The 16,699-nt window shown below is 55.5% G+C and carries 12 protein-coding genes and 1 pseudogene; 3 read left to right on the top strand and 10 right to left on the bottom strand.

Annotated elements, in window-relative coordinates:
* The first annotated feature begins 64 nt into the window (after positions 1-64).
* Positions 65-469: an acyl-CoA thioesterase gene (locus CH74_RS00065; protein ID WP_048305461.1), complete on the top strand. Its 405-nt coding sequence runs from the start codon at positions 65-67 to the stop codon at positions 467-469.
* Positions 470-473: 4 nt separating this feature from the next.
* Here the strand turns inward: CH74_RS00065 and CH74_RS00060 are convergent, their stop codons facing one another.
* The 4 genes from CH74_RS00060 to CH74_RS00045 form a co-directional block, all read right to left on the bottom strand.
* On the bottom strand, positions 474-1,577 hold the full coding sequence (locus tag CH74_RS00060; RefSeq protein WP_048305460.1) for a TRAP transporter substrate-binding protein: 1,104 nt from the start codon (positions 1,575-1,577) through the stop codon (positions 474-476).
* Between the two features lie 164 nt (positions 1,578-1,741).
* The gene (gene torA, locus CH74_RS00055) at positions 1,742-4,258 is read right to left on the bottom strand and encodes a trimethylamine-N-oxide reductase TorA (RefSeq protein ID WP_048305459.1); all 2,517 of its coding nucleotides are present in this window, start codon (positions 4,256-4,258) and stop codon (positions 1,742-1,744) included.
* Entirely contained in the window at positions 4,255-4,953 is a 699-nt protein-coding gene (locus CH74_RS17660) for a molecular chaperone (protein ID WP_053070572.1), read from the bottom strand. The genes torA and CH74_RS17660 overlap by 4 nt, the downstream gene beginning before the upstream one ends.
* On the bottom strand, positions 4,950-6,620 hold the full coding sequence (locus CH74_RS00045; RefSeq protein ID WP_048305458.1) for a c-type cytochrome: 1,671 nt from the start codon (positions 6,618-6,620) through the stop codon (positions 4,950-4,952). Before CH74_RS00045 ends, CH74_RS17660 begins: the two co-directional genes overlap by 4 nt.
* A 352-nt stretch (positions 6,621-6,972) precedes the next feature.
* On the opposite strand from CH74_RS00045, the gene CH74_RS00040 reads away from it, so the two are divergent.
* Positions 6,973-8,055 (top strand): OprO/OprP family phosphate-selective porin, encoded by a 1,083-nt coding sequence (locus CH74_RS00040; RefSeq protein WP_053070571.1) that lies wholly within the window; start codon positions 6,973-6,975, stop codon positions 8,053-8,055.
* Between the two features lie 34 nt (positions 8,056-8,089).
* On the opposite strand, the gene uvrD is transcribed toward CH74_RS00040, so the two are convergent.
* The 5 genes from uvrD to hexR form a co-directional block, all read right to left on the bottom strand.
* A complete protein-coding gene (uvrD, locus tag CH74_RS00035) occupies positions 8,090-10,306 on the bottom strand; it encodes a DNA helicase II (protein ID WP_048305457.1) in 2,217 nt (738 codons plus the stop codon).
* A gap of 223 nt (positions 10,307-10,529) precedes the next feature.
* Positions 10,530-11,894 carry a hypothetical protein gene (locus CH74_RS00030; protein ID WP_048305456.1) on the bottom strand — a complete coding sequence of 455 codons (1,365 nt, stop codon included), beginning with the start codon at positions 11,892-11,894 and terminating at the stop codon, positions 10,530-10,532.
* Between the two features lie 471 nt (positions 11,895-12,365).
* On the bottom strand, positions 12,366-13,631 hold the full coding sequence (locus CH74_RS00025; RefSeq protein WP_048305455.1) for a hypothetical protein: 1,266 nt from the start codon (positions 13,629-13,631) through the stop codon (positions 12,366-12,368).
* 70 nt (positions 13,632-13,701) lie between these two features.
* Positions 13,702-14,994: a hypothetical protein gene (locus tag CH74_RS00020; RefSeq protein WP_048305454.1), complete on the bottom strand. Its 1,293-nt coding sequence runs from the start codon at positions 14,992-14,994 to the stop codon at positions 13,702-13,704.
* Positions 14,995-15,112: 118 nt separating this feature from the next.
* On the bottom strand, positions 15,113-15,955 hold the full coding sequence (hexR, locus tag CH74_RS00015; RefSeq protein ID WP_048305453.1) for a transcriptional regulator HexR: 843 nt from the start codon (positions 15,953-15,955) through the stop codon (positions 15,113-15,115).
* A 180-nt stretch (positions 15,956-16,135) separates the two neighbouring features.
* Here hexR and CH74_RS00010 point away from each other — a divergent pair, with 180 nt between their 5' ends.
* A complete protein-coding gene (locus tag CH74_RS00010; RefSeq protein WP_048305452.1) occupies positions 16,136-16,333 on the top strand; it encodes a PA3496 family putative envelope integrity protein in 198 nt (65 codons plus the stop codon).
* Between the two features lie 89 nt (positions 16,334-16,422).
* On the opposite strand, the pseudogene CH74_RS18730 reads toward CH74_RS00010, so the two are convergent.
* Positions 16,423-16,699: pseudogene (locus CH74_RS18730) on the bottom strand (sodium-dependent transporter); the annotation flags it as partial.

The raw sequence follows: 16,699 nt of genomic DNA, 5'->3' as shown, positions 1-16,699 counted from the left end.
TTGAAGTCGCTTTGCTTGAATTGGCCATTCACAACATCACAATAAGCCATTGGAAAAGACCCACATGACCGATCTCGATGATATCCCTACACCACAGGGTGATTTGACCCTCAAGCTGCTTACCTCCCGGCAGGACACCAATTTTTATGGCGACATCACCGGCGGTTGGTTGATCAATCACATGGATCAGGCCGCAGAGCTCTGCGCCAGCCGTCTGGCCCATGGGCGCACTGCCACGGTGGCCATCGAGGCCATGGATTTTCTGTGTCCGGTGCGAGTGGGCTCCGTGGTGAACATCTTTACCAATGCCCAGGACATCGGGCGCAGTTCGATCAAGATCGACGTCCAGGTCTGGATACGCCCACATCAGGAGCGCAACCCCGATGAGCTTTACAAGGTCACCGAGGCTCGCTTCGTGATGGTCGCTCTGGACGACAACGGCCGGATACGTGCCGTACCTGGCGAGTGACTAATTACTTCGCTTCGTTCACCAGCTGACGATTCTTCAGATAGGCAAACTCACCTACATCGGTGTAGGACGACACGCGCTGCTGAAATTCCTTATAGGAGTCGTAGATCTTCTTCGAGCTGTCGTCCTTGTCGATCTGTTCTTGCAGCACTTCCTCGGATGCCTTGGCCAATGCCTTGATGACGTCTTCGGGAAGAGAACGCAGTTTTACGTCGTGCTTTTCCACCAGCGCCTTCAAGGATTCCGCGTTGCGGTGGGTAAACTCGTTGATCATAGCCAGATTGGCAGAGCGTGCGGCCTCCTCGACCACCGCCTGAAGATCTTCAGGAAGATCGTTCCAGGCATCCAGATTGACGGTGCCTTCCAGCGCCGCGCTGGGCTCGTTCCAGGCGGTAGTGTAGTAATAATCGGCGACCTGATGCAGGCCAAAGGCCAGATCGTTGTAAGGACCGACCCAATCGGCAGCATCCAGAACACCGGTCTGCATTGAGGTAAAGATTTCAGAACCCGGCATGTTCACCGCCGTGGCACCAATGCGGTTCATCACCTCGCCGGCCAGACCCGGCAGTCGAATCTTGAGCCCTTTCATGTCTTCCAACGACGCGATTTCCTTCTTGAACCAGCCCGCCATCTGGGTCCCGGTATTGCCCACCGCAAAGGGCTTGAGATTGTGCTCTTCGTAAAGCGCATCCCACAGCTCCATGCCGTCGCCACGATACAGCCAGGCGTTGGTCTCGTTGACCGTCATGCCGAAGGGCACCGCGGTGAAGAACTGCGCCGCGGGCACTTTGCCTCGCCAATAATAGGCGGCGGAATGCCCCATTTGCGCCGTGCCGCTTGAGACCGCATCGAACACTTCAAGCGCCGGCACCAAATCGCCGGCACCGTACACATCGACCTGCAATCGGCCCCCGGAGAGCGTGTTGATGCGCTCCGCCAGATCCGTGGCGCCAGTGCCCAGTGCCGGAAAATTCTTCGGCCAAGAGGTCACCATCTTCCATTTGATGGGTTTTTTTTCGTCCTCGGCACGGGCGGTTGATACGAAAGGCGCGGCGGCGATACCGGCGGCACCGGCACCTAGACCGGTGAGGAACTTGCGACGTTGCATGGTGGCATGACTCCCTGCGCATTGTTGTGGATGCTCGCCAGTATGCGCGATGAGCAATTTACGGGGCAAGGGAGCTGACAATCCCATTGATAAGAGGATGACACGACAAAAAAACCGGGCTGCACTGGCGACCCGGTGAATTCTTGTCAAAGATGGAATAATGCTTAGCTGGTGGCCTTTGAATCCTCTGCGCCTTCGGGCTGAGAGAAGACCGTTACCTTCGGCAGATCCCCCTTGAACCTCTCGACATCTGCTACGCCGGTCTGTCCACAGTTGGCCTGGGATAGCTTGGAGGTCGCGATACCCGGCGTGAGATTGTTGACGTCGCCGTAGCGGCACAGACTGCCAATCTCTCGAGGCTTAAGCGGATCGAACCAGCCACCTTCCGAAATGCGAATGACGCCAGGCATGATGTCATCGGTCACTACCGCACCCGCGAGAATCTGGCCACGATCGTTGAATACCCGCACCACATCGCCATCGGTGATATTACGATCCTGTGCATCCTTGGAGTTTATCCAGCAGGGCTCACGATTTTGCACCGCGTAAGTCTCGCGGAACGACGTTCCACACAGCTGCGAGTGCAGTCGACCGCGGGGGTGGTTGCTGGCGATGCTCAGCGGATACTTGGTCGTGGGTCCATCAAGACGCTCGATCGGCTCCAGCCAGGTTGGATGAGGCGGGCAATCGTCATAATCGTATTTCGCGATGGCACGGGAATAGATCTCGAACTTGCCGGTGGCGGTACCCAGCGCATTGAGAATGGGGTCCTCGCGGAAGGCCGCATGGCGCACGAAGTTCTTTTCTTCATCCTTCAATGGGAAGGCAAGCGGCTTGTTCGATTCCCAGAACACGTCAAAGATCGGCATTTCCATGCCCTTGGCCCGGGATTCGATCTTGGCGCCCTCATAGAGCCCACGAATCCAGTCCATCTCCGTACGCCCTTCGGTGAACTCATAGCCCTTGCCCAGCTTGTCTGCGATGGCGGCAAAGATAGCGAAATCATCTCGGGCTTCGAATTGCGGCTCGACGATCTTCTTCATTGCTATCACGTGAGAAAGCGCATAGTCGCCGACCTGTTCGATATCGTTGCGCTCGTAGGAGGTGGTGCACGGCAGCACGATATCCGCATGACGAGCGGTGGCCGTCCATTGAAAATCGTTGACGATGAAAGTGTCGAGCTCACGCCAGGCCTTGAGCATCTCGTTGCGATCCTGATGGTGGGCAAACGGATTGCCCCCGGCCCAGTAGGCGAGCTTGACCAGCGGCAGCTCGATCTCGCTGCCGTTGAACTGCATGGTTTTTCCGGGATTGAGCAGGGTTTCGACGAAGCGTGCGACTGGAATCATGACGTCACTGCCGGCTTCGTCGACCGACCCGCCGCTGCCACCGCCGGCAGCATCGCCAATCGATTTGAGAATGGGACTATCGTGAGTTGGCGCACCGCCGGAAGAGTAGTGGTAGCTCAGGCCATAACCGCCCCCGGGCAAGCCGATCTGCCCCAGCATGCAGGCCAGAGTCACCAGCATCCAGGTGGACTGCTCGCCGTGATGCTGGCGCTGCATGGAATAGCCCAAGGAGAGCATGGTGCGGTTGTTGGCAAACCGCCGGGCCAGATCGCGAATGGTGTCCGCGTCGATGCCGCAAATCTCTGCTGCCCAGTCCGCATCCTTGGGCTGACCATCCGATTCGCCGGTCAGATAAGGTTTGAACTCGTCGAACCCAGTGGTATAGCGGTCGAGGAACTTTTGATCGTGCAGATCCTCGCTCAGCAGCGTGTGGGCGATACCCAGCATCAGCGGCACATCCGTCTGAGGCTTGGGCGCGATCCACTCACCGTCAAGATACTCGCAGGACAGGGTCTTGAGCGGATCGATGGAAATGACCTTCACGCCGGCTTTCTTGAGCTCTTCGAACCCCTTGAAGGCGCCGTGATCCGCTACCTGCCAGGAGATCTGGGAATTATTGCGGGGATCGCAACCCCAGAACACCATGAGATCGGTATTCTCAGCCAGCACCGGATAGGTCGTGCACTGCTCGTAGACTTCGATGGAGCCCGTGACATAGGGCAGAATGACCTGGGCCGCACCGGTGGAGTAGTCGCCGATGCTAGAGGTAAAGCCTCCGGTCAGGTTCAACATACGACGCAGCAGTGTCTTGCAGTTGTGCAGCTTGCCCGGGCTCTTCCAGCCATAGGAGCCGCCGTAGATCGCCTGCTGCCCGTGCTGCTCCCGTACCCGGGTGATTTCGTTGGCGACCAGTTCAATGGCCTTGTCCCAGGAGACACGCACGAAATCGCCGTCGCCGCGGCCGTCCGGGTCCGCGCCCGGGCCTTGCTCGAGCCAGGCGCGACGCACCATCGGGTAGCGGATGCGCGAAGCAGAGTAGATCGAATCCCGCACTCCCTCGAGCATTGGCGTGGGCTGCGGATCATTCGCCCAGGGCTTGAATTCGACGGCACGACCGTCCTCGACAACACCTTTGAAGACGCCCCAGTGACAGCCGGAGATGATTTCTTTCGGACCGGTTTGGGCAAGCGCGCCCTTGCTCAAAAGCGAGAGCGAAAACGGCATCGCACTAAGGGCCGCGGTTGCGGCGGAACCTTGCAGGAAGCGGCGCCGCCCGGGGGAAGCAACGTCAGCCTTGGATACAACGTGCAACTCGTCGGGTGTGTTACTCATGCAGATTCTCCTTCACGTTGCTCAAGCACAAATTCAGACACGGAAGCCGCTGCGAATTCATTAACTGTCAGTAAGGCAGAGGCTTCGCGGACCAAGGCGAGCAGCAGTTTGCCGGCGCCAGCATAAAAGCCCTCGGCATCCTGCCGGGTCAGCGCCTCGGTGAATGCCGGCACCCAGTCTTGCAGTCGACATGCCAGGCCCGCGGCGATCGTGATCCGATCGCCGCGAAGCGCTGCCACCAGGGCAGACAACTCGATGGCAAGATGATCCGAAGGCTCACAGCAGTCCTTACTGACGTGTAGATCAAGATTTCGCAGTACCGCGTTCATCTCGGCGACGGATTCACCGCCAAGCGTCGATCTGTCTCTCCCCTTCCAGGCACTCTCGTAGGGCAGCACCGCACGATCGCGGAAGATGCCTTCGAACAGCGCCGTATAGCGGCGCTGCAGATGCACGGTCAAGCCTTTCGGGTCATCTTGTTCGAGCTTACGGCAGAGCGTTTCCGCCTCCGCCGAAGCATCTAGCTGCGCCCCCATCCAGCGCAGTGTGTCCTGACTGGAGGCTGTGCTGGCCTGAGCAACTTGCTGTGGAGACATTGGCGCGATGAAGATCCCGCTCAACCATTCGGCGGCGACAATGAACGCGCTGACATTCAGGCTAGCATTGGGGTCTTCAGCGATGGCGTCGCGATTCATTGCGGCACTCCCTCACTGGCATGCTGAACAACCGGCGCACCGGTATCGGGCCCAAGATCCTTGGAATGATTCTGCAGATAGGAAAGAATCAGCCGGTATTCATCGTCATTGAACGACGTGAACCGTTTCATGGACTTGAGAGTGCCGATCCACTGGTTGGCCGTGTAATGCTCCTTTCCTGGCAGAGTGTGACATGAGGAGCAGGTTGTCTGATAAGCATTCAGGCTGTAGGACCAGAGCTCTTCCTGATCAAGATTGAGCTCACTCGCATCGGTCCAGACTTTCAAGGTGACGGGCAGCCAGACCTGATCCGTATTGGGATCGGTTTGTGCATCGCCACGCTCGGTGTCGGCGATAGCGTTGTCTCCCAATGCCGCCATGATCACCCGCTTGCCTTTCTCCTGATAGATGACGGATTTGGAGGTTTCCGGCTGCCAACCTTCGATCTCGAGCTGCAGCTTGTCGTCATCTTTGGCAACGACCTTGGCTGCGGCGCCGCCCAAAAACTTGCCGTCTTCGCTGTCGGCTTCTTCCACATCCGGTGTCGTATAGAACGACTTGGTGCCCGCCACGAAAACCTGGTCTCCTTCGCTAATCTGCTGTGGGTCACTGGTGGGTAACGGAACATGGTTGTCGACTTTGTTGTCCAGCATCACCACTTCTTCCGTGCGGTTTGGCTCCGGCATGCCCGGAGCGGGCTTATCCACGGCGGGAATGTGATTGAGATAAGTCGCCATGGCCTGCAAATCCTGCCAGGGCAACTGTGAGGTATTTTCTATGACTTCCGCCATATCGCCCCCGGCCTTGCGTCCGATAGGGCTGATGCCGGTATGCAGATAGTTGGCGATAGAGGCAGCGGACCAGAAGCCAATGCCGGTCTCATCCGGGGTGATGTTGGGGAAGTGGCCGGTACCTTCCGGATTCGGCCCGCCGGCGTAGCGCTTGTCGTTGGGGATGTTACCCATGAAGGTACGCGGCGAGTGACACTCGGCGCAGTGCCCGGCACCCTCGACAAGATAGCGCCCACGCTCGAATCTGGCCTGGTCGATATCTCCTGGAAGATCCTCGGTATCGGCACCAATCTCCGCTGTACTCTTGCCATCGAGAAAGGCCAGGCGCCAGACGCCGATACCGCGACGAATATTGTAGGGAAACTTGAGCTCATGATCCGGCACGGCTTTGTCGCTCTCCGGCAGCGTCATCATGTAAGCATAGAGATCCCGTACGTCTTCTGGCATCAAACGCTGGTAGGAGGTATAGGGGAACGCCGGGTAAAGGTTTTCGCCATCAGGCCAGAGATCGCTGGGGCCGACGCCTTCGCGTACCGCCCGATCGAATTCCGCCAGGGACCAGTCGCCGATACCGTGCTCGGAATCCGGCGAGATGTTGGGCATGTGAAACTTGCCGAAAGCGGTATCGAGCACCTTGCCACCGCCCAGCTGTTCGTCGCTCTCCTGACCCGTCGTGGCGTGGCAAGTGGCGCAGTCCGAAGCCACGAAAACGAGCCGACCGTTGTCGATATCGGCTTGGTCTTCGTTGCTCGCGGTCGCTGGAGCATCGTGTATCAGCGACCAGGTCCAGGGAGAGGTCAGTACGAGAAAGCCGGCAACGCCGAGAATGGCGACTACCGCCACCGTTATGGAAATCTTCTTGCGTTTGCTTGCCATGGCGCACTCCGGTGGTTGCCATTGAGAAATGAATTGCTATAGCGCATGCAATAACCAGCGCTCGAATACAATGTTGCATCCGAGGGGATTGTCTAAGGAAAGTCGTTCGCCGAGGTATTATTGTGATTTTTAAGCTGCTTGCTAATCGTAACGTTAGCCGTCTATATAAATTTCGACCAGCCGAACAACACGTTAACTTGATTGATATCAAGAGAGGGCATGAAAAAATGAAGATCACTTGATCTGATGAACGCTTGGCGCGGTTGCCTGGGCACTGCTTTTGCGCCAGTCTGACTGAACATTACGCTTACGCTAAACATGCCGATCGACCCATCTGGATAAGGACATCAAGATGCTATTGAAGCGATGGCTACTATCTGCCAGCAGTGCGCTGCTCCTGTTCAGCGTTCATACCCAGGGTTTTGAAATTTCCCCTCAAGGCAAACTGCATCTTGACTATGCCACCCAGCGAGAAGACAGAACGAACCTTGATGACGATTTCCAGATACGCCGTGCCCGTGTTGGTGTTAAAGGCGGGCATGGCGATTGGCGCTTCAAGCTCGACTATGAATTCACCGATGACGGTGATTTCAAGGATGCCTATCTTGGATATGAGGGCTTTCAGGCAGGCAATGTCACCGTCGGCCAGTTCAAAGTGCCTTTTGGTCTGGAACAGCAGATAAGCTCCGATGATATCAGCTTTATCGAGCGTTCTCTGGCGACCGAAGCCCTGGTGCTTTCACGCCGCACAGGCATTGGCTTCAGTCGCGCAGACAAGCGCTATAGCGCATCCGTGATGGCTTTTGGCCCCGAGATTGACAAAAACAATGGCTACGGCGCAGCGGTTCGAGCGACATTTGCTCCTTTGCTTGAAAAGAACCAGCGGCTTTTGCATATCGGCGTGGCAGCGGCAACGGAATATACCAAAGGCTCGACGAGTCTTGGCACCCCGCCGGAGTCTCGTCCGGGCAGCACGCAGCTGGTTGATACCGATAGCATCGATGGCGTCGATCGTATCGATCGACTAGGGCTCGAGGCGGCTTGGCAACGTGGTCCTGTATCGGCACAGGCGGAATGGATTCACGCCGGGCTGCGCCGTGATTCAGGACAACCGGACGTAGATGTCGACGGCTGGTATCTCTCAGGCAGCTGGTTTATCACTGGAGAGACCCGCCCTTATGAAAAAGGCATGTTCAAAAGCGTCGAACCCAAACGCGATAGCGGGGCCTGGGAGCTGGTGACGCGCTACAGCGATGTCGATCTGAACGATCGTAATATTGAGGGCGGCAGCGAACACAATCTAACGCTGGGGGTGAACTGGTATATCAGTAGCGATCTGCGCTTGATGCTCGATTACACCGATGTGCACAGCCGGCGGCAAGGTGAGTCCGATGATCCCGAGATTCTGACCATGCGGGCACAGATTTCATTTTGAGCACGCTTTATTTTTGTTCTTTTTATAAGACATCCTACAAGGGGGTCAGTTTGGCGAATCCCAGCACCAGCCACTTGTCGCCTTCACCTTCAAAGCTGACCTGCACCCGAGCCCGCTCACCCTGGCCCTCGGCATTGAGAATGATGCCTTCGCCGAACAGCGGATGACTGACCCGCTGACCCAAGGAAAGAGAAGGCAGATCATCTCCTCCAGAAACTGAATCCTGTCGAAGCCCAGGGCTCGGGCGAGAAGTGACTGGGCGGGATATCTGGCCGCGCAGACGTACTTCTTCAAGTAGTTCTTCCGGCAGCTCGCGCAGGAAACGTGATGCTCGCTGAAAAGTTTCCTTTCCGTGCAGCCGACGCAGCTCCGCGTAGGTCAGATAGAGCTTGTGCATGGCTCGGGTCAGCCCTACGTAGGCGAGGCGGCGCTCTTCCTCGAGGCGCCCGGACTCCTCCAGGGACATCTTGTGAGGGAAGAGCCCCTCTTCGACCCCCGCCACGAACACGATTGGAAACTCCAACCCCTTGGCGGAGTGCAAGGTCATCAATTGCACGCCATCTTCGAACTCGTCCGCCTCGTGATCGCCGGCATTGAGCGCGGCTTCCGCCAAGAAGGGTTCCATGGCCGCGGCGCCTTCGCCTGCTTCCTGCAGCAGCAGGGCGTCGCCCTGGGTGAAGGCCCGGGCGGCGTTGACCAGTTCTTCCAAATTCTCGACCCGGGCCTGGCCCTTTTCGCCCTTCTCGTTGCGATGATGCTCGATGAGCCCGGAGATCTCGTTCACGTGAGTGATGATCTCGTGCAGGGCCATGCCGGCGGTGTCGTTGTCCAGCCGCTCGATCAGGTTGGCAAAACCCTGCACGGCATTTCCCGCGCGCCCCTTCAAGGTGCCATCACTCAAGCTGTCATGCAGTGCCTGCCAAAGTGATACATTCTGATGACGGGCACGCTCTCGCAGGATTTCCACGGTACGGGTGCCGATACCCCGGGCGGGCACGTTGATGACCCGCTCCAGAGAGGCATCGTCATCCCGATTGAGCAGCAAGCGCAGATACGCCAGGGAATTCTTGATTTCCAATCGCTCGTAGAAGCGCTGGCCGCCATAGATGCGGTAAGGCATGCCTTGGCGTATCAAGGCTTCCTCAAGCACTCGGGACTGAGCGTTGGAGCGATAGAGAATGGCGATTTCGCTGCGATGAAAGCCTTCATCGACCTTTTCCTTGATGGTATCGACAATGAAGCGAGCCTCGTCAAGATCGTTGAAGCCGGCATAGACGGAGATCGGTTCACCTTTAGCGCCGGCGGTCCACAATTCCTTGCCCATGCGACCCGTGTTATGGCTAATCAACGCATTGGCGGCATCCAGAATGGCGCTGGTAGAACGATAGTTTTGCTCCAGGCGCACCGTTCGGGTATCCACGAACTCCTGCTCGAAGCGACGAATGTTCTCGATCTTAGCCCCGCGCCAGCCGTAGATCGACTGGTCGTCATCGCCGACCACGGTAACACCCGCCTTATCACCGGCGAGCAGCTTGAGCCAGGCGTACTGCAACGTGTTGGTATCCTGAAACTCATCCACCAACAGGTGGGCGAAGCGCTCCCGGTAGTGGGCCAGCAGGCGGGGGTTGTCTCGCAAGAGCTCGAGGCTTCGCAGCAAAAGCTCGCCGAAGTCCACCAGCCCACCCCGTTCACAGGTCAGCTGGTAGCGCTCGTAGAGCTCCACCATCTGATCCATGTAGGCATCGCCATGGGTCTGCACCTGCTGTGGACGCAGCCCTTCCTCCTTGCAGCCAGAAATGAAGTACTGCACCTGTCGCGGCGGATAGCGCTCGTCGTCGATGCTGTGATCCTTGAGCAGCCGCTTGACCAGCCGCAGTTGATCGTCTGAGTCGATGATCTGGAAGTGCTGAGGCAGTCGGGCGTCCTGCCAGTGGGTACGCAGTAGCCGATGGGCAATGGAGTGAAAGGTGCCGACCCAGACGTTGCGCAGGGACATACCCAGCAACGCCTCTAAGCGGGTGCGCATTTCCCGGGCCGCCTTGTTGGTGAAGGTCACCGCGAGAATGGCATAGGGCGAGAGATGCTCAACCTGCATCAGCCAGGCAATACGATGCACTAGCACTCGAGTCTTGCCGGAGCCGGCCCCGGCCAGCACCAGCATATTGCCCTGGGGGGCGCTGACGGCTTCTCGCTGAGCCGCGTTGAGATCGTCGAGAAGTGGCGAAACGTCGCCCGGCAAAACGTCATCCATGAAAGCGCACTTGCAGATCGAAAATAGACGCCAAGTCTAGCATATTCCGCCCTGCTCAACGGCCATTTGCCGGATGATAACCAAGCGGTGGATGGCCAAAGCACCTGAAAACAAAAAGCCAGTCGGTAACATGCCGACTGGCTTCGCGTACGCTCGATTTGACTGACCAATTCATACTTTTCTCTAGCGCGTGCGAGCACGGCGCTAGACACCGTCAAGTCTCTCAGGCCCCAACAACGCTGCCGGTGTCGATCGGCTGATCCACCCCGGTCAGCTCGATCAGCGTATCGCCGTCGTCGAAGTTGGGATCGTCATCGTCGGTATCCGTGTCCTGATAGACATAGGTGTTGCCGTCGAAGCCGAACTGGGCGGTCGCGCCTTCATCGATTGCGTTGGCAACGGCCATGACATTGTCGTACAGGCTTGCATCGCTGTTTAGCGCGTCATCGACGGTGGACTGATCGGCAAAGCCGTCGAACTGCTCGAACTGCAGAATGTCGTCATCACCGCCGTCGAAGTCGGTAATAGCGACGGTGTTGGTGAATCCTGTGTCGCTGTTCTCGTCATTGGTGATGTTACCTTCCTTGAACGCGAAGGTGTTATCGCCACCGCCCCCGGTTAGGCTGACTGCGGTCGGGCTGGCACCGTCGCTGTCTGCTTCGCCCTGGTTCAGGGTGATCGTGTCGTCGCCCTGACCGAGCTCAACGTCCAGGGTATCGGAGGTAAGCTGATCGGTGTAGAGCGTTGTCGTGTCATCGCCGTCCCCCTGAATCACAGAAGAAAGTGCGCTATTAGTGTCTTCCAGGGACGGGGCGGCCAGAGTCAGATCCACCGGCGAGTCCGAGGCATCAATAGTGCTCACGCCGCCCAGAGATTCGCCGTCGAGCAGTACATTGGCACTGGGGTAGTTCTCGAAATCGCTGAAGTCGGCGTTGGAGGAAATGCCCAGGTTGATGGTATCGAGAGACTGCAGGCCTTCGTCGTCGCCATTGGCCACATCAAAGAGCAGATTGGCGCCGTTAATGGCGGTGCCGTCGACATTGAGCGTGCCCACGTTCGCATCGTCGGCTTCGTCCAGGGTCAAGGCAAAGCTCGAGTCGTAGTCCGAGAAGTCGGGATCGCCACCGTCGTCTTGACCCACGTCGTTGAGTTCGACGTTGGCGGTGTCGCCGGAGAACACGGCTTTCAGTCCGTTCTCCACGGCGCCGCCACTGAAGTTGTCGGCATCGGTAACCGTATTGTCATAGGTCGCCGTTTCACCGTCCGCCACGATCTTGACGTCATCGTCGCTGACATCGGTGTTGCCGTTGTCGACGTCAGTATCACCGTTCACAACGTTGTCATCGGTGTCGGTGTCGTCAGTATCGACATCGGTATCGCCGTTTACAACGTCATCGCCGTCGGAGACGTCGTTGTCGTAATCGTTCTTGACCTGTTCCCAGTAATTTTCCGCCGAGGTACGGACCTGGGCGACCACCTTGTCGAATGCGGCTGTGAACTGATCGACTGAGGCCGACGCCTGATCAATCGCTGACTGGAGATCAGGGTTCTGCTGAGCGAAATCTTCTAGATCGGACTTAAGTGACATAGCGTGTCATCCTTTAAAAAGTAAATATCCTTTAATTTCAACGACTCCTTTCATAGAGCCGTCTGAACGAGTACATCACGGACGCTGCACAAACCTTTCTTCTTGTCGACGCTGTGCATCGATCGCAATTTCATCGCTCTGCTATCACCTATCCATCCTGTTTTGCGGATGTTCAGTTCCTGCACTATCAGTGGAGTGACGCTAAACCCTTGATAGAAGTGCTGCTCAAAATGGTTCTCAGAGGCATATTTGTCAAATGCGTATCATCATCATTTGCTCTCGTTTTGATCTCGTTCGCTCATGGTTCAAGCTGCAAACGCCGCACTACAAACGTTTTCGCTAAAAAAGCAAAAAATGAGAAAACGTGCCGCATCGGAAAATGACGCTTTGCAGAATAATTGCGGCAACAAAAAAGCCGATCAGTGCAAGACTGATCGGCTCTTGATGGAATTATTCTTACGCTAATGGCAATCAGAAATCCGTGAAGCTCGAAATACTCCCGGAGGGGCTAAAACCCTGATCGAATTCTACGCCTGGTAGTTCGATCAACGTATCGCCGGCACTGAAGTTGGTCCCATCTTCCCCGCCGGGATTTGTGTCCTGATAGTAATAATAGCTGTCTCTGAATATAAACCAGGCGGTCGAGCCTTCGTCGAGGGCATCAGCGATATTGACGACATTGTTGTACAGAGTGTCCTGGCTATCCAGCGCCGCATCGACCGCGGACTGCTCAGCCAGCCCCTCATATCCCTCGAGTTGCAGCTTATCGAAACCGCTGGTAAACCCGAGGATGGTAACAGTATTGGTGAATACGCCGTCGTTGATATCCTCTTGAATAATATTTCCCCCTTGAAGCTGGAACTTATTGCTGTCACCACTGCTTTTCAAGGTAATAGCGGTTGCAGTTGCACTATCGCTAACCGGCTCGCCCAGTGTTAAAGCAACTACGTTTTCGCCTCCACCTACGCCGATATCCAGACTATCGGCAGTAAGTCGATCGGTGCTTAGGGTAAACTGATCGTTTCTGTCACCTAGCAACACGAACTCGAGCGCGCTGTCGGTATTTTCCAGGGGCGGCAATGCCAGGTTCAAATCAGCATCTGATCGAGAAGCGTCGATTGATGTCACTCCAGCGAGGGATTCGCCGTCCAGAAGTAAGTTAGTATCGCTGCCAAAATCAAACTCTAGATTGATGGTTTCGAGAGACTGAAGACCTTCGGTATCGCCGTTAGTCACATCGAACAGATAATTAGCTGTCTTGTCGACTATTCCGCTCTCTTTTTGACTAATGATATTCAGCGTTTCGATACTGGCATCGTCTTCCTCATCTAGGGTGATAGCGAAACTGGAATCGAAATCCGAAAAGTCCGACACATTGTCCGCCTTGTAGACACCCACATCATTCAGCTCGAGAGTGGCGGTATCTCCGGCAAAGATAGCTTTCAAGCCATTGTTGATGGCGCCGCCGCTGAAGCTGTCGGCATCGGTCACCACGTCTTCGTAGACTGCCGTTTCACCAGCGGCGACATTTCTGACCTCAATATTGTTGGTGCTTTCGCTGATGTCGGTGTCGTCGTGATCATCACCGTCATCGTCCTTTAGCTGCTCCCAATAATTGTCCACAGAGACCCGAAGCTGTTCGACCACTTGATCGAATGCAGCGGTAAGTTGATCGATTGCAGCCAGAAGGTTTGGATGCTGCTTTGCGTAATCTTCGAGTTCGGTCTGAATTGTCATGGCGTTTCATCCTTGTTCGATGAATGCTTGATTCACGACTTCCCAATTCCTGATTTCGTTATCAAACCGGTCAAATTCCCATGATGCTGCTGTCGTTGAAAGGGTCATCAGGGAATACCAGGGTTCGTAGTCCGATCAGCGTGTCACCGCCACTGAAATTGGTGCCATCAGCGCCTCCGGCATTCGTATCTTGATATACGTAGATCTTGCCATCGAACCTGAACCAGGCGACGGCCCCTTCGTCGATCGCGTTGGCAACGGTGGCGACATTGTCGTACAACGTATCCCGGTCATTGATCAGGTCATCGACCATGGATTGATCTGCCAGACCTTCGAAGCCTTCAAGCTGTAGCTGATCGAAGATATTGTCGAAGCCGATAGTGATGTCGTCGGTGCTGTCGAACATGCCACCATCGACGTCGCGCTGGGTAATATTGCCCCCTTGAAAACGATAGGTATCAACACCCAGACCTCCGAACACGTTGATGTCTGTAGACACTGCGTCATCACTTTCCGGTTCGTCCAGAATCAAGGTGATCACATCTTCACCCCTGCCATCTCTAATATCCAGCGAGCCAGCGGTAAGCCGATCGGTTTCAAGCGTCAGCTGACTGTCTCCGTTACTCAACAGCACCTCTGCGAGGGCTATATCGCTTTCGCCCCGCGGCAATGCCAGGCTCAATTCACCTTTTGATTCCGAAGCATCGATCGTTGTCACATTAGCCAGAGATTCGCCATCGAATAGCATATTGGCATTGGCGTAAAGCGCGGTATCAATATTAATTGTTTCGAGAGACTGAAGGCCCTGGTCATCACCATTGGTCACATCGAACAATAGGTTGGTCGCTACGCCGAACACGCGGTTGGGGCCGTTATCGCTCTCGTTGACGATATCAAGCGTGGTGATGCTGGCGTCGTCGGCCTCATCCAGGGTCAGGGCAAAACCGGGATCGAAGTTCGCGAAATCGGGCTCGTCTGTGCTGTAGATGCCGGCATTGTTCAACTCTACAGTGGCGGTATCACCGGAAAAGATCGCGGTCAGACCATCTTCGATGACGCCATCGGCAAGGCTGGCAGAAGCGGTTACGACATCGGTGTACGCCGCTGATTCACCGGCGGCAACGAGCCTGGGATCATCTTCCGAAGCGTTGTCGCCGCCATTGGTATCATCGGGAGGATCATTGCCGTTACCGTCATCATCCTTGTTCGGGGCCCGATACTCTTCAATGATGCTTCTTATCCGTTCGAACGCTTGATCGAAGGTAAGCGACAACTGATCAAGGGCAGCGCTGAACTCATCCAGCACCGATTGAAAATCCGGGGTATGCTGCTCAGAATTTCTGGTAATGGATTTGAACGACATGACACTTCATCCTTTTTGACGGATATTCGATTTTTTGTTCTATCGAACCCTGACCTCCCAATCCGCTGGGCAGTTTTGTCAAATTGGTTAGTAGCGGCAGTCTTGTCAAACAAAATAATTAAAAACGCAACGGATTGAGACTGCGTTTGACCGCTTTGAGTTGTTCGGCCAACTTGGGCCCGCGGGTTTTGGCTACGCCTACCGCTAGTACATCGATCAGCACCAAATGAGCAATACGTGAACTCATCGGCGTATAGATCTCGGTGTCTTCATGCACATCAATGGGTAAAGGCAGCGTCACCTCGTCGGCCAGCGGGGACCCACTTGGGCATAAACCAATCACCGTAGCACCGGTTTCCCGAGCCATACGCACACTGGCAACAAGCGCCCGGGTACGTCCAGTCTGAGAGATGGCCACTACCGCATCGCCTTCTTTGAGGGTTGCTGCGGACATGTTCTGCATATGCGGATCCGAATACGCGGAAGTCGATATCTGAAGGCGGAAGAACTTGTGCTGAGCATCGAAAGCCACCGCGCCAGAAGCGCCGAATCCGTAGAACTCGACCCGATTGGCCATGGCCAGCGCATTGATAGCCTTGCTCAGCGCTTCATTGTCGAGACGATCACGTACAGAAAGCAGGGTACCTACGGTAGAGTCAAAGATGCTGTGAGAAAACTCAGCCACGCTGTCGCTGTCGTTCATGGAGAATTGAGCAAATTGACTGCCTGAAGCCAGCATTTGAGCAAGCTTGAGCTTGAAATCCTGAAAACCGTTGCAACCTAGCGCCCGGCAAAAGCGTACCACCGTCGGTTCGCTGACCTTGGCTTCGGTGGCCAGGTCGACGATGCGCATATGAATGACCTCTTCAGGATTGCGCAAGACGAAGCGCGCCACTTTTTGCTCGGAGCGACGAAAGTGCTCCATACGGCGTCTCATTTCATCGAACAGAGCACGGCTCACAGTTTCATTCCTGGGTTTTCCTCAAAACTACAGCGTTTACATTCATCTTATATGAAGAATAGTCGTCTTTAATGCACGTTACTTGAGAATTCGTATTCAACGCCATCGCTATAATACTTGCGCTATAGTCAGATTCGACGCGTCGATGACATTGACTTCTAATGACGAGGAGCGTCGCTCATGCGCAAAACCAAACAATTAATACCTTTGAAACACGAACTTCTCGATATTCTTATGTCCATGAAAGTCACCGAACACGAAGCACGTAAAAAGAATGCTGCCGTACGCTATTTGCGCGCTCGCCGCGGCATCGAGATTCGTAACGAGACAAAGCGTCTCGAGCATGATATTGCCGACTTCGATGACGGTTGGCGATAACTCATTGCGATACTGAGCTATTTATATATCGTTTAAAAATAACAGACGGGCCTTCCTATGAAGGCCCGCCATACTTTATTCCAACAGATTCAAAGACTGCTGATAAACACTACAATAACGCCAATCGGAGCCACGAAGCGGGTAGTCAGCGTCCAGAGTGTGCTTCCCGTTTTGCCGAGACCCAATTCCTCGCGCACTTTTTCGCCGTTCATGAACCAGCCAACGAATATCACCACCAGCAGACCGGTCAACGGCAGTAAATACTTACTGGTCAGCGTATCCAGGAAGTCAAAAATGCTGAGTCCCAAAATACTGACTTCAGACCAAGCATTGAACGACAGCAATGCTGCAATACCTAAGGCCCAA

Origin of the sequence: Halomonas sp. PR-M31, from assembly GCF_001039575.1 — a bacterium.
In the GTDB taxonomy this organism is placed as follows: Bacteria; Pseudomonadota; Gammaproteobacteria; order Pseudomonadales; family Halomonadaceae; genus Modicisalibacter.
This window is presented reverse-complemented; position numbering and strand designations above follow the sequence as displayed.

Coding starts and splice junctions, on each gene's coding strand:
- CH74_RS00040 (WP_053070571.1), top strand. CDS start 6,973: ATGCTATTGAAGCGATGGCTACTATCTGCCAGCAGTGCGCTGCTCCTG.
- CH74_RS00045 (WP_048305458.1), bottom strand. CDS start 6,620: ATGGCAAGCAAACGCAAGAAGATTTCCATAACGGTGGCGGTAGTCGCC.
- CH74_RS00010 (WP_048305452.1), top strand. CDS start 16,136: ATGCGCAAAACCAAACAATTAATACCTTTGAAACACGAACTTCTCGAT.
- CH74_RS00030 (WP_048305456.1), bottom strand. CDS start 11,894: ATGTCACTTAAGTCCGATCTAGAAGATTTCGCTCAGCAGAACCCTGAT.
- torA (WP_048305459.1), bottom strand. CDS start 4,258: ATGAGTAACACACCCGACGAGTTGCACGTTGTATCCAAGGCTGACGTT.
- CH74_RS00020 (WP_048305454.1), bottom strand. CDS start 14,994: ATGTCGTTCAAATCCATTACCAGAAATTCTGAGCAGCATACCCCGGAT.
- CH74_RS00065 (WP_048305461.1), top strand. CDS start 65: ATGACCGATCTCGATGATATCCCTACACCACAGGGTGATTTGACCCTC.
- CH74_RS00025 (WP_048305455.1), bottom strand. CDS start 13,631: ATGACAATTCAGACCGAACTCGAAGATTACGCAAAGCAGCATCCAAAC.
- CH74_RS17660 (WP_053070572.1), bottom strand. CDS start 4,953: ATGAATCGCGACGCCATCGCTGAAGACCCCAATGCTAGCCTGAATGTC.
- uvrD (WP_048305457.1), bottom strand. CDS start 10,306: ATGGATGACGTTTTGCCGGGCGACGTTTCGCCACTTCTCGACGATCTC.
- CH74_RS00060 (WP_048305460.1), bottom strand. CDS start 1,577: ATGCAACGTCGCAAGTTCCTCACCGGTCTAGGTGCCGGTGCCGCCGGT.